This window comes from Microbacterium sp. M (assembly GCF_045181065.1).
Lineage (GTDB): Bacteria > Actinomycetota > Actinomycetes > Actinomycetales > Microbacteriaceae > Microbacterium.
In genome coordinates, this window is the sequence record NZ_CP173721.1 from 1,296,854 (window position 1) to 1,310,281 (window position 13,428).

The following is a 13,428-nucleotide window of genomic DNA, read 5'->3' on the forward strand; positions in this document are numbered from 1 at the left end:
GGTCCGCTACGGCAGAGGGGTGTTGCGGGTGCCCAGGCGCGAAGCGTCCACGGTTCCTCTGGCGCCTCGGAGCACTCCGCCGAGGAAGCCCCATCCCCAGGCCAGATGCATGGTGGGCAGGACGGCCAGGGTCCAGAGCCGCTCGCGGAAGCCGCGCCCCGGGGTCAGCGCCATCACGATCACCAGGACGGCGTAGGCCGCCAGCGGCAGGTACACGAGACAGGCGATCAGCGACGGGATGCCGGAGAGCACGCCGGTGAGCTGCAGGAGGCCGATCAGCGCGGCGACGACGAGGTTCGCCAGCAGCGCCGGGGGCGCGAAGAAGCGCAGGCCGTTGCGACGGCCGTACCGGCGCACGAGCTCGCCGCGCCAGGCACCCGTGGCACGGAACTGCCTGGCCAGCCGCAGCCAGCTCTCGCGCGGCCAGTAGGTCACAGAGAGGGCGGGGTCGAACCACACCAGATGACCCGCCTGGCGGATGCGCAGGTTCAGCTCCCAGTCCTCGCCGCGGCGGACGGTCTCGTCGAACAGCCCGACCTCGTCGAGCACGCTGCGTCGCATGACGCCGAGGTACGCGGATTCGGCTTCGCCTTCGCGGGCGCCGCCATGGTACGCGCCCCCGCCGAGGCCGATGGGGGAGTTGTACGCCCACGCCGCTGCCTTCTGGAAGGGCGTGCGGCCCTCGGCGTGCATGACGCCGCCGACATTGGCTGCGCCGGTGCGCGCCAGCGTCTCCAGAGCGCGGGCGGCGTATCCGGGAGAGAGCTCGGAGTGCGCGTCCACCCGGACGATCGTGTCGTGGCGACCGGCCCTGATCGCGGCGTTCAGCCCGACCGGGATGTCGGCGGCCGGGTTGTCGACGAGCCGGATGCGGTCGTCTGCCTCGGCCAGTTTCTGAGCGAGTTCTGTCGTTCCGTCCGTGGAGGGACCGAGGGCGAGAACGAGCTCGGCATCCCCGTCCACCTGCTGCGAGAGGACGGACTCGACGGCGTGCTGAAGGTAGTCCCGCTCGTTCAGCACGGGCATGACGAACGTGACACCAGGGGAAGGTGTTGTCGTTTCGTTGTCGAGCACCCCCCGATCATGTCACGAGGCGGGGCGGGGTGCCTGGGTACTCTTGACAGGTGAGTCTCGTGTCCGATGGAAAGAAGGCGTACCGGCTGCTCCGGCGCGCGCTGGCGTCGCGATCCGCTGTGCAGCGGGTCCGCCGTCGCCTGGCCGCACTGCCGCCGCACCCGCGCGATCATTACCGGATCGCGGTGTACTTCGCCGACGGCGCGGTCAACATGTACCAGATGCGGCAGTGGTATCGGCCCCTGCAGGAACTGTCCAAGCTGTGGCCGGTCGTCGTGCTGTCGCGCAGCGCGACCGGTGCGGAGAAGCTCCTCGAGGAGGGCGGACCTCCGGTGGCGTTCGTGCCGAAGGTGCGCGACCTCGAACGGTTCATCGCGAAGCAGGACATCCGCATCGTGCTGTACGTGAATCAGAACACCCGCAACTTCCAGATGTTCCGCTACGGGCGGCGCTGGCACGTGTTCATCAACCACGGCGAGTCCGACAAGATGTACATGACGACGAACCAGTACAAGGCGTACGACTATGCCTTCGTTGCGGGTCAGGCGGCCAGAGACCGGCTTTCGCGAACGCTGTGGGACTACGACATCGATCGGCGGACGATCGAGATCGGCCGTCCGCAGGCCGACCACTACTCGGGGACGCTGCCGTACACGCCGGATGACCGCACGGTCGTGCTCTACGCACCGACCTGGGAGGGCGACCGTCCGAGCGCTCACTACGGCTCGATCGCGACGCATGGCGAGACGCTCGTGAAGAAGCTGCTCGCCACCGGCTCCCACCGCGTGGTCTACCGCCCGCATCCGCGCTCCGGAGTCGTCGACGACGAGTACGGGGCGGCGCACCGCCGCATCCTGTCCGCGATCGACGCAGCGAACGCCGCCGACGCCGCGGCGCACCACATCTACGACGACGGACCCGAACTGGGGTGGCAGCTCGCCTCGGCCGATGTCGCGATCGTCGACATCTCGGCGATGGTCTACGACCGGCTCGCGGCGGGGAAGCCGCTGATGATCACACGTCCCGCCGACGAGCGGGCCTCGGTCGACACCAGGGGATACCTCTCCGACTGCGAGTGGCTCACGGTCGACGGCTCGTACGACATCGTCGCCGAGGTCGAGCGCGTGCGCGCCGACGACGAGGCCATCGCGAAGCTGCGCATGTGGGTGCAGCACTACTTCGGCGACACGACGCCCGGTGTCGCGACGGCGAAGTTCCATGCCGCGATCGAACGGCTGATGGGGCAGTGGGACGAGTGGCGCGCGAGCGAGATCGGCGCCGTGCCGGACGACGAGGACGATGACGACGAAGAGGCCAAGGACGGCGAGGACTGACCCGTGGACTTCCCCCGCACCGCCGCGGTCGCCGGACGACTCGATGTCGTCGAGCAGTCGCCGTCCACGAACGCACAGCTGCGCGATCATGCCGCTGATGCGCCGCACCTGAGCGTCCTGCTGACGACCCACCAGACAGCAGGACGCGGCCGATTGGATCGCACCTGGACGACGCCGGCCGGTTCGGCACTGGCGGTCTCGGTCCTGCTGCTCGATCTGCCGGACGCTGAATCCCTCGGCTGGATCCCGCTCGCCGCCGGGATGGCGATGGCGGATGCCGTGGCCGCCCAGCTTCCGGATCACGAGGTCGGGGTGAAGTGGCCCAACGACGTGCTGGTCGACGGGCGCAAGATCTGCGGCATCCTCGCGGAGGGCTCTGGCGGCGCCGTCATCGTCGGCGTCGGCGTCAACACGGCGATGACCGACGAACAGCTGCCCGTGCCGACGGCCACCTCGTTCGCGGCACTGGGCGCGACCGCCGATGTCGACCGCCTCGCGGCGGACTTCGTCCTCGGCCTCGCCCGAGCGCTCGCCGGGCTGGTCGCGGCGGGGGACGCGGATGCCGCAGGACTGCGCGTCGCGGTGGAGGCGCGCTGCCTGAGCCTCGGGCGCGCCGTGGAGGTGTCCCTGCCGGACGGGACGGCGCTGCACGGCACCGCCGTCGGTCTCGAATCCGATGGCCGGCTCATCGTCGAGGCCGGCGGAGCACGGCATCCCGTCGCCGCAGGCGATGTCGTGCACGCGCGCCTCGCCTGACGAGGCGGCTGGCGCTGACACGCCGTCGAGAGACGGGTGTTGTCGGCGGCCTCCGTCACAATGGAGGCATGACGCAGCCAGTCACGCTCGGCGGTCGGCCGATGATGCCGCCGCCAGGGGCGCTCAGCGAAGAGCTGCTCATCGCGCGCTTCCGCAGCCAGCCACGGCGGCTGCTCTGGTCGGCACTGCTGCTCATCGCCCTGTTCGGCGCGACGGCGTACTTCTACGGCAACCTGCCGGCCGGCTTCGAGGACTGGATGCTGCTGACGGCGGCTGGTGCCCTTCTGATCGTCGGCGTCGTCATCCCGTATCTCGTCTGGCTGTCGCGGACGTACGTGATCACCACGCGTCGTGTGATCGCGAAGTCCGGGATCGGCGCCAGACACCGTCGTGAGATGACGCACGTCCGCGGCTACACGATCACGGTGCGCCGAGGCATCCTGCAGCGCCTGTGGGGCGCGGGCACCATCACGCTGTCCAATGGCGTCGACGCGCCGCTGCGGCTCGTCAACGTGCCGACCGTCACACTCGTGCACGAGACGCTGGTGGACCAGATCGAGGTCAACCAGATCCTCGCGCACCGCGACGCGCAGTCCGCGTCGGACACTGGGCCGACGTCCTGACCGCATCCCGCACGGGCCTGCGGATGCGGGAGAATGGTCCAGACGAACGGAGAGCGCGAATGGCGTTGCGTGTTGGTGTGATCGGCGGAGGCCAGCTGGCCAGGATGATGATCGCCCCCGCGGTCGAGCTCGGGCTCGAACTGCGGGTGCTGGCCGAAACCGAGGGGATGTCGGCGCAGCTGGCCGCCACCGCGGTCGGCGACTACCGCGATCTCGAGGCGGTGCGCGCCTTCGTGGCGGACGTCGATGTCGTCACGTTCGATCACGAGCACGTCCCGCAGGAGGTGCTGCGCGCCCTCGTCGACGACGGCGTCGTGGTGCACCCCGGCCCGGACGCGCTGCGCTACGCGCAGGACAAGCTCGACATGCGCGCGCGTCTGGCCGAACTCGGGGTGCCGCAGCCGGATTGGGCCGCGGTGGCGACGACCGTCGAGCTGCAGACGTTCCTCGACGACCACGGCGGGCGCGCGGTCGTGAAGACCCCGCGGGGCGGCTACGACGGCAAGGGCGTGCGAGTCGTGTCGGATGCCGCGGAGGCCGCCGACTGGTTCGACGCGCTCGACGGCGGAGCGCTCCTGGTCGAGGAACTGGTGTCCTTCGTCCGCGAGCTGGCGCAGCAGATCGCGCGCCGACCCAGCGGAGAGATGGTCGCGTACCCTGTCGTGGAGACGGTCCAGCGCGACGGGGTGTGCGCCGAGGTGTTCGCTCCCGCTCCGGGGGCCGCACCGCGGCTGGTCGAGGTGGCAGAGGGCATCGGGCGCAGCATCGCCGAAGGGCTCGGCGTGACCGGGATGCTCGCAGTCGAGCTCTTCGAGACGGATGACGAGCGCATCCTCGTCAACGAACTGGCCATGCGCCCGCACAACAGCGGCCACTGGAGCCAGGACGGATCGGTGACCTCGCAGTTCGAGCAGCACCTGCGAGCCGTGGCCGATCTGCCGCTGGGCGAGACGACTCCCCGAGCGCCATGGTCGGTGATGATCAACATCCTCGGCGGCCCCGTCGACGGCACGCTCGACTCCCGGTTCGCGGATGCCATGGCGGACCAGCCGGCCGCCAAGATCCACACCTACGGCAAGGCGCCGCGCCCCGGACGCAAGGTGGGGCACGTCAACGCCACCGCGGACGACCTGGACGACGCCGTGTTCATCGCCAGGGCCGCGGCCGACCACTTCCGCTGATGTCCGCGCCGTTCAGCGGATCGTGAGGCGCCAGACCGTACCCTGGGTGAGTGACTGAGCCGCTGCACTCCTCTGCCATGCCCCTCGTCGGTGTCGTGATGGGTTCCGATTCCGACTGGCGCATCATGAGCGACGCCTCGCAGGCGCTGTCCGATTTCGGGATCGCCCACGAGGTCGAGGTCGTCTCGGCGCACCGCACACCGGACAAGCTCGTGCAGTACGCACGGGAAGCCCGTGGCCGCGGCATCAAGGTGATCATCGCGGGCGCCGGAGGCGCAGCGCACCTGCCGGGCATGCTCGCCTCCATGACTCCGTTGCCCGTGGTCGGCGTCCCCGTGCCGCTCGCCTACCTGGACGGCATGGACTCGCTGCTCTCGATCGTGCAGATGCCGGCCGGCATCCCCGTCGCGACCGTGTCGATCGGCGGCGCCCGCAACGCGGGCATCCTCGCGGCACGGATCATCGGATCCTCGGATGCCGGGATCGCCGACCGCATCGAGGAGTACGCCCGCACGCTTGAGGGGCAGGTGGCGGAGAAGAACCAGCGGCTGAAGGATTCGCTGTGACCATCGCCGCGCCGCGCGCCGGATTCGGCGCTCGTCCCGTCATCGAGACGCGTCCGATGCGGAATCCGGATCTGAACGATCCGGGTTTCATGGCGCGGCGCGGGTGGTGGCTCGTCGTCCTGAACGTGCTGGTGCCCGGTTCCGCCCAGGTCCTCGCGGGTAACCGCCGCCTCGGCCGCTTCGCTCTGGGAGCGACGCTGATCGGCTGGCTGCTCGTGATCGTCGGGGTCGGGCTCGCGCTGTTCGCCCGTCCGACGTTCCTCTGGCTCACGGTCGGTGCCGGCTGGATGTCCAGCATCCTCCTCACCATCGTGCAGGGGGTGCTGGTGGCCTATCTCGTGCTGTGGATCGTGCTCGCGATCGACACGCTGCGGCTCGTGCGCCTGGTGAAGGTTTCGACGGTGTCGCGCTTCGGCATCCCGATCGCGATGGTCGTGATCCTCGGCCTGATCGGGAGCGGGACCGCATACGCCGCGAGCGTGGTCGGCTCCAGCCGGGACACGCTGGGGTCGATCTTCACTCAGAGCGGACCGAGCCTGCCGCCGAGCGACGGCTATTACAACATCCTCCTGCTCGGTGCCGACAGCGGCGAAGGCCGAGACTCCATGCGCTACGACAGCATCTCCGTCGTCTCGGTCAACGCCGACTCCGGCGCCGTGACGATCACCGGGATCCCGCGGGATATGCCGGGGTTCCCCTTCGCCGAGGGGCCGATGCACGACAAGTACCCGAACGGGCACGAGAGCCACAACGACGAGACCTGCGGATGGGGCAGCGGCATCAACCAGCTGCGCACCGAGGTCGAAGTGTGCAACGACGGTTCAGAGCTGTACCCGGATGCCGCGGCGCAGGGCTCCGAACCAGGCATCGAGGCCACCAAGGACGCCGCTGAGGGCATCCTCGGGATCGAGATCCCGTACTACGTGTTCATCGACATGCACGGCTTCGCGAACCTCGTCGATGCGCTGGGCGGCGTGCAGATCACGGTCGATCAGCGTCTGCCCAAGGGCGGCGGGCCGTCGTACGAGGGGGAGTCGGCGGAGGACTGGGCGATCGGCTGGATCGAACCGGGCGAGCAGACCATGAACGGCGACACCGCGCAGTGGTACGCCCGCTCGCGCTACACGACCAACGACTGGGATCGCATGAAGAGGCAGCGTCAGCTGCAGGAGGCGATCCTCGCCCAGTTCACGCCGCAGACCGTGCTGACGCGCTTCAACGAGATCGCCGCAGCGGGGACGGCGCTCGTGGAGACCGATCTGCCGCAGGACAAGCTCCCGGAGTTCTTCGACCTCGTCACGAAGGCGAAGGAGCAGCAGGTCACCACGATCGAGCTCACGCCCGAGAACGGGATCGACGATCGGGACCCGGACTACGAGTACATCCGTCAGGTGATGCAGGACACGCTGCACCCGGCGACGCCCACGCCCGACCCGTCGTCCTGATCGCAGGCGCGCCGATGGGCTCGCGGAGCCCCACGCTCCACGAGCCCATCGACTCGGCACTGAGCGACGACGGACGGAGGGGGAGGGGCCGTCGTCGCCCGGCCGGTCCGGTCGCCGCGCGCAGCGACCGGACTCAGATGCGGCGTCGGCGCGCGGCGCCGGCCGCGAGCAGGACGCCGCCGGCGGTGAGCGCGAGCGCGCCTCCGCCGATGATCCACGGTGAGACCGAACCGCCGGTCAGCGCGAGTTCCATGCCGGACCCGGTCGACTCGGCCGATCCCGTCAGCGGAAGCTCGGTGTCGGCCGGTGCCGGATCCTGCTCGCAGCTGTCGCCCGCGCCGGCGACCGTGATGGTCGCGGTGTAGCCACGGGAGATGACCGATCCCGCCCGTGCGCCGTCGGCGGACGAGCCGCCGGTGCGCGCACCGCCGGTGAAGGCGAGGGAATACGTCCCCTCCCCGTCGGCCGGAGGCCGGAACGACACGACGAGGCTGCCGTCGCCCGCGGCGACGTCGCCCGAGATGCGAGCTGCCGCAGCGTTCACACCGGACACCGAGATGCCGACGCGCTCGCCGGGCAGGAAGTAGCCTGCTCCGAACGAAACGGTGGACGCTTCACATGTGTCGATGATCGGATCACCGACCGACACACGTGGCGTCTCCGCGTACAGGTGCGGCGGAGGCGGCGCCGGCACGTCGGAGGACGCAGCAGTCGCGGCGGTGGGCGCAGCCAGGAAAAGCGCACCCGCGGTAAGGCCGATGACGGCCATCTTCTTCAGCATGATTCTCCCCCAGAGAGATACACGCGGAATCACACCCGAACACACCCCTGCATTCGACTGCGTGGACCCTTCCTGCCCCCACGGCAGGATGGCAGAGCCCGATATTCCCCAGTGAGGTTGACACTAGCGCATGCGAGCGCGAAAGTCACGAGCCGCAGTCGATGGATTCGCGCGTCACGTCCGGTTCGCGGATGAGCGGGGTGTGCGCGACCTCGGTCAGCCGCTCGCCGGTCCCCGTGCCGACGAAATCGACGGTGATGGTGGTGGATTCGCCAGGGGCCAGCTCCACCGAATGCTGCAGGACCGTTCGCCCGTCGATCACGGCGGTCTGCACCTGTTCCTCCGCGCCGTCGCGGTCGATCCGCACGGGCGTCGCGCCCTGCGGGCCGTAGAGGGCGACGAGCGTGCGCGTCTCGCCCGGTGGCACGCCGTACCAGCCGGCCGCAGTGACGTACTCGGGCAGCGCGGTGGCGGCGTCCGCGGGGGCGTCGTTGGTCCACGTCGCCTCGAGGCGGGTGGTCGGCTCGCCGGCGCAGACGCCCGTGGCGACCGTGAACGCCGCGTCGGCGTAGTAGTCCATCTTGCCGCCGGTGGTGTCGTTGAACAGAGCGCCGACCCAGGTCGCACTGTCGTCATCCGTGGGGAGCGCACCGCTGAGGGATGTGGTCGCGAGCCTGGCCTGTTCGTCCTCGTGAGCGCTCCAGATGCGGATGCGTCCTTCGTCGGAGGACTCGGACAGCGCACCCAGCAGCGCCTGTGTCTGACCGGACGAGAACGCGGCGGCCAGCAGCGCGCTGGATGCCTGGGCGAAGACGGCATCCTGAGTCGCGGCATCCGGGATGGTGCTGTAGATCTCCGAGAGCAGGATGCCGAGGATGTTGTCCCCGTCGGCCGTGAACGGTCCGAACGTGACGGGTCCGGTGGCGGCGACCAGATGCTGCGCGACGACGGTGTCGACGGCGACGACGCCGTCGACCGTGCCGCCGAACTGCTGCGTCCAGCGCGTCGCGATCAGCGGTGCCGCCTCGGTGAACTGCGGGATGCTGGTGAGATTCTGCAGGTACCGCCCTGGCTGCTCCTCGAACAGCGCGACGTTCGGCTCGCTGACCTCGAGCGGGGCCTCCAACGGGGGGAAATCGGCCGTCGACGCATTGCGCACGATCCTGATGCTCCCTCGGTCGGCGGTGATCAGGGCCAGAGCGCCGATGATGCCCCCGGAGGAGCGCACCTCGGCGTTGTTCTGCATCGCCACGACGTACGACCGGGGCCCATCGGCTCCGAGCATGCTCGGCAGCAGTACGGATGCGCCGTGCAGAGTGCCGACGAGCGTCGCCGCCTCGTCGACGGAGTCGCGGACCTGCCCGACCGCTTCCTCCAGCGGCGGAAGGGTGGCGCCGGCGTCGATCTCCCTGGCCTTCGCGAGGGCGTCGGACAACGTGGCATCGGCGCGGCCGAGCGGCTCTGCGGCGGCGGCGAACGGGGCGAGGTCGATCGTCGTTCCGCTGAATCCCAGATCCGCGAGATCCAGTTCGTCCGCGGCATCCAGGACGGGGGTCAGCGCGTCGGACGCGACCGTGTCCGCGATCCAGGCGATCTCGCGGACCGCCGTGAAGTTCGCCCCGACCCACGGCACGAACTCGAATCCGCGCCAGACCGGGTCGCTCGTGAGATCGGCGGCCTCCGCCGCATGACCGGCGATCCGATCGGCGATCTTCTCCGCGCCCTCGAGATCCTGTGCTGCGACGGCCGCCTTGAGGTCGGCGGTGTCGTCCGAAACGGCCTGCAGCGCCTCGGCGGCTCCGATGCCCCGAACGGTGACCCAGCCCATGGCGATGAGCAGGAGCACGGCGAGAGTGCCGATGGTCCAGCCCAGCCATCGTCGGCGGTGCCGGGGGAGTCGTCCGTCGCTCACGTGAGCATTCAAGCATGCCCGCGTGTCCTGGTCGATCACGGGCGCGCGTCCCGACGATGCGACCGGCGCCGTCTACCCTTCTGCTATGGGTGCTCAGCTGCGTGTCGTTCTCGATCAGCTCGCGCAGATCGTCTCGCCGGACATCGCGTGGGCCTCGCTCGAGTTGACGGTCGGGCTCATCGCCACGGCGCCGCGTGAGTGCACGGTCGACGCGATCGTCCCCGCCGGCGCGAAGCCGGAGATCCGCGGACTGGGCGAGGTGCGGGCACTGGCCCTGCAGCGGCGGGAGCTCGCAGCATCGTGGCAGTTGGGCATCGCCCCGGCGGTCGGTGGCGGGATGATCCATTCGCCCTCGCTGATGGCGCCGCTGATCAAACACGACCGGGTGCACGACATGGACCAGACAGTGGTGACGCTGTGGGATCTGAACGCATGGCAGGCGCCGCAGACGATGGCCAAGCCCGCCGTGGCCTGGCACCGGGGCATGCTGCGCCGCGCGGCCAAGCACGCCGATGCGATCGTCGTGCCGTCCCACGCCTTCGTCGACCGGCTCGAGGAGTACGCCAGATTCGGCGATCGTGTGCGCGTGATCGCCGGTGCCGCGGCATCCGATCTCTCCGTGCCGAAGGATGCCGCAGCACGGCGGTCGCGCGTCGGAGTGCCGACGGAGTACGTCGTGGTCGTGGGCGCGGGGGAATCGTACGAGCACGGGTTCCGCGCGGCAGCAGCCGCGGGAACGGATGCCGTGGTGCTCGGAGCTGCCGACGGCGACGAGCCGCTGCTCGCGGACCTCGCGTCGGCGGCCGGGCTGCCGGAGCGGCGCGTGCACATCCGAGGTCAGTTGGACGCGGCCGATCGCGCCGCCGTGCTCGCTGGAGCGCGCGCGTTCGTCGCCACGAGCGTGCTGACGGCCTGGCCGTGGCGCGCCGTCGAGGCGATGACGCTCGGCGTCCCCGTCGTCGCGGCCGACGGCGGTCTGCACGAGGACGTCATCGCCGACGGCGGCGTCATCGTGGCGGAGGCGGATCTGCCGGATGCCGTGGCGGATGCCGTCGGCAGTGGGAACGCGCGGCTCCGCGTGCTCGCGGGGGACCGGTCGAGGGCGTTCTCCTGGGCGAGCTCCGCCGAACGCGTGTGGGCTCTGCACGCCGAGCTGTGACTGCTGAGAAATTGCTGAGCAGGGGCGACACACGGCCCGGCGCGCCACGCGCAGGGCGCGCCGGAGCGGATAATGCCGTCACGTGCGTCACACTGGTCACATGTCTCGTCGTGCCCCACGCCCTCGAAACGTGCCCAGGATCGCCCGAATCCTCACAGTCTTCGTCGCCGCGATAGCGGTGACGATCGGCACGGTCCTGCCGGCATCCGCCGCGACGTCCGCGACTGCGATGACGGCGGGTTCCGGAGCGACCATCGCCCGGGTGGCGGCCGACCCGGCGTCGAGCGGCATCGTGAAGACCTCTCTCGCGGGATTCAACGCGGGGAACATCATCAGCGACGCGGTCTTCACGAGCAAGTCCACGATGACCGAGGCGCAGATCCAGACCTTCCTCAACAGCAAGGTGAAGACCTGCCGCTCGGGGTACACATGTCTGAAGGACCTCAGGACCTCGAGCCAGACCAAGGCGGCCGACAAGTACTGCGCCGGGTACACGGCGTCGTCGGGCGAGACGGCCGCGCGCATCATCCATCGCGTCGCGCAGTCCTGCGGCATCAATCCCCAGGTGCTGATCGTGATGCTGCAGAAGGAGCAGGCACTGGTCACGCACACGTGGCCGAGCGACTGGCGATACAACGCGGCGATGGGCCAGGCGTGCCCCGATACCGCACCCTGCGACGTGAAGTTCGCTGGGTTCTTCGCGCAGGTCTACGGTGCGGCACGTCAGATGCAGGTGTACATGGAGGGGCGCCACTTCACCTGGTACGCGCCAGGGAAGACATGGAACATCAAGTACGACGTCGAGGACTCCTGCGGACGCGCGCCGGTGTACATCGCCAACAAGGCCACCTCGGCGATGTACTACTACACGCCCTATCAGCCCAACGCTGCGGCGCTGCGTGCGGGGTACGGCTCGGCCGAGCCATGCGGCGCATACGGCAACCGCAACTTCTACAACTACTTCACCGACTGGTTCGGCTCGACGCAGAAGCCGGCGGCACCGGCACCGGCGCCGACTGTGAACCCGCCGAAATTGACGAACGTCAACACGTCTTCCTACGTGGTCAGCACCGACTCCGCCGGAAACGTCTGGGGCTACCCGTTCTCCAAGGGCGTCTGGGGTGCACGTGTGAAGATGGCGAGCGGGCTCGGGTCGCTGAAGTCCTTCTTCGGTGCCGGTGACCTCAATGGCGACGGTCATCGCGACTTCATCGCCGTCTCGGCGAGCGGCAAGCCCTCGGCGCTGTACGGCAACGGCTCGACGACCCTGAGCGCACCCAAGGCGCTCGGCGGGGACTGGTCCGGGACGAAATCCGTGATCCCGGCCGGCGATTTCAACCGAGACGGTCTGCCGGACGTCTTCACCGTCGATTCGGCGGGCAGGCTCTTCTTGCGTGCGGGCGACGACCGCGGCGGATTCCGGCCCTCCGTGGCAATCGGCTCCGGATGGGCGTCCATGAGTCAGCTCGTCGGCGGCATCGACATGAACGACGACGGCAGAACGGACCTCGTCGCGCGCGACAGCGCCGGGGGGCTGTTCCTCTACCCGGGAAACGGCCGCGGAGGCTGGGGCGCCAGAGTTCAGATCGGCAACGGCTGGAAGAGCATGACCGCGATCTTCAGCCCCGGCGATTTCACCGGTAACGGCACACCTGATCTCCTGGCGCACGCCGCCGACGGCCGGCTGGTCGCGTTCGAGGGACGAGGCACCGCGTATCCGAAGAGTCTGGGCGTCGTCGGCACGAGCTGGCACACTCTGGCGACGAAGGGCTTCGTCGGACAGGCAGTGAAGAACTCTCGGCCCCTCACCGCCGGCGTCGGCAACGCCGACGGGCGATCCGGAAACGACCTGGTCGCCATCACCAAGAGCGGCGAGGTCCGGATCTACGGTGGAGACGGACACGGAGGATGGACCGGTGTGACGAAGCTCACCACCGGGTGGACCGCCCGTGACAAGGTGATCGCGCTCGGCGACTTCGGCAACAACGGGATCCGCGACATCGCACGCATCGACGCCAACGGGTCGTTCTGGCTCTACCCGGGAAAGAGCGGCGGCGGCTACAACGACCGGAAACGGATCGGGCAGGGATGGCAGCAGTTCGCTCACGTCATCGGCGGCCTCGATTTCGACGGCGACCGACGTACTGACATCATCGCCATCACGCCTCGCGGCGAGATGTACCTCTACCTCGGCAACGGCAACGGCGGCTGGCAGACAGGCAGAGGCATAAAGATCGGCAACGGATGGGGCATCGCGGATCAGGTGCTCAATGTCGGCGACTTCACCGGGGATGGTCACGCCGATCTGGTGGCCCGACTCAAGGACGGCACGTTGCGCGTGTACCCCACGACCGGAAAGAGCACCTTCTCGGCGCCGCGGCAGATCGGCAACGGCTGGGGTTCGATGACCCGCATCGTCGGCCCAGGTGACTTCGATGGTGACGGGCGAGCCGACGTCATCGGCATCCGTGACGACGGGACCATGCACCTGTACCCGGGTGATGGCAAGGGCGGGTGGAAGGCGCGCAAGCAGATCGGCAACGGCTGGAGCTCGATCAGCAGTGTGGGCTGACGGAGACGGCTCTCAGGAACGTGTC

At 69.3% G+C, this 13,428-nt stretch carries 11 protein-coding genes; 8 read left to right on the forward strand and 3 right to left on the reverse strand.

What is annotated here, in order from left to right:
* Positions 1–6: 6 nt before the first annotated feature.
* Positions 7–1,074 carry a glycosyltransferase family 2 protein gene (locus tag ACI7YT_RS06125; protein WP_406249576.1) on the reverse strand — a complete coding sequence of 356 codons (1,068 nt, stop codon included), beginning with the start codon at positions 1,072–1,074 and terminating at the stop codon, positions 7–9.
* 50 nt (positions 1,075–1,124) lie between these two features.
* Here ACI7YT_RS06125 and ACI7YT_RS06130 point away from each other — a divergent pair, with 50 nt between their 5' ends.
* The 6 genes from ACI7YT_RS06130 to ACI7YT_RS06155 all read left to right on the forward strand — a co-directional run bounded on the left by ACI7YT_RS06130 (position 1,125) and on the right by ACI7YT_RS06155 (position 6,979).
* Positions 1,125–2,408: a CDP-glycerol glycerophosphotransferase family protein gene (locus tag ACI7YT_RS06130; RefSeq protein ID WP_406249577.1), complete on the forward strand. Its 1,284-nt coding sequence runs from the start codon at positions 1,125–1,127 to the stop codon at positions 2,406–2,408.
* Positions 2,409–2,411: 3 nt separating this feature from the next.
* Positions 2,412–3,164, forward strand: a complete 753-nt coding sequence (locus ACI7YT_RS06135; protein ID WP_406249578.1) for a biotin--[acetyl-CoA-carboxylase] ligase — start codon at positions 2,412–2,414, stop codon at positions 3,162–3,164.
* Positions 3,165–3,232: 68 nt separating this feature from the next.
* Positions 3,233–3,787, forward strand: a complete 555-nt coding sequence (locus tag ACI7YT_RS06140; protein WP_406249579.1) for a PH domain-containing protein — start codon at positions 3,233–3,235, stop codon at positions 3,785–3,787.
* A gap of 59 nt (positions 3,788–3,846) precedes the next feature.
* The gene (locus tag ACI7YT_RS06145; protein WP_406249580.1) at positions 3,847–4,968 is read left to right on the forward strand and encodes a 5-(carboxyamino)imidazole ribonucleotide synthase; all 1,122 of its coding nucleotides are present in this window, start codon (positions 3,847–3,849) and stop codon (positions 4,966–4,968) included.
* 98 nt (positions 4,969–5,066) lie between these two features.
* Positions 5,067–5,534: a 5-(carboxyamino)imidazole ribonucleotide mutase gene (gene purE, locus ACI7YT_RS06150; RefSeq protein ID WP_406250509.1), complete on the forward strand. Its 468-nt coding sequence runs from the start codon at positions 5,067–5,069 to the stop codon at positions 5,532–5,534.
* Complete coding sequence (locus ACI7YT_RS06155) at positions 5,531–6,979, forward strand: LCP family protein (protein WP_406249581.1); 1,449 nt, start codon at positions 5,531–5,533, stop codon at positions 6,977–6,979. The genes purE and ACI7YT_RS06155 overlap by 4 nt, the downstream gene beginning before the upstream one ends.
* 133 nt (positions 6,980–7,112) lie before the next feature.
* Here the strand turns inward: ACI7YT_RS06155 and ACI7YT_RS06160 are convergent, their stop codons facing one another.
* Together ACI7YT_RS06160 and ACI7YT_RS06165 are read right to left on the reverse strand one after the other, a co-directional pair.
* The gene (locus tag ACI7YT_RS06160) at positions 7,113–7,760 is read right to left on the reverse strand and encodes a hypothetical protein (RefSeq protein ID WP_406249582.1); all 648 of its coding nucleotides are present in this window, start codon (positions 7,758–7,760) and stop codon (positions 7,113–7,115) included.
* A 145-nt stretch (positions 7,761–7,905) separates the two neighbouring features.
* Positions 7,906–9,672 (reverse strand): DUF4012 domain-containing protein, encoded by a 1,767-nt coding sequence (locus ACI7YT_RS06165; protein WP_406249583.1) that lies wholly within the window; start codon positions 9,670–9,672, stop codon positions 7,906–7,908.
* Between the two features lie 85 nt (positions 9,673–9,757).
* Here ACI7YT_RS06165 and ACI7YT_RS06170 point away from each other — a divergent pair, with 85 nt between their 5' ends.
* A complete protein-coding gene (locus ACI7YT_RS06170; protein WP_406249584.1) occupies positions 9,758–10,831 on the forward strand; it encodes a glycosyltransferase in 1,074 nt (357 codons plus the stop codon).
* 100 nt (positions 10,832–10,931) lie between these two features.
* Complete coding sequence (locus ACI7YT_RS06175; protein WP_406249585.1) at positions 10,932–13,403, forward strand: FG-GAP repeat domain-containing protein; 2,472 nt, start codon at positions 10,932–10,934, stop codon at positions 13,401–13,403.
* The last annotated feature ends 25 nt before the right edge of the window (positions 13,404–13,428 follow it).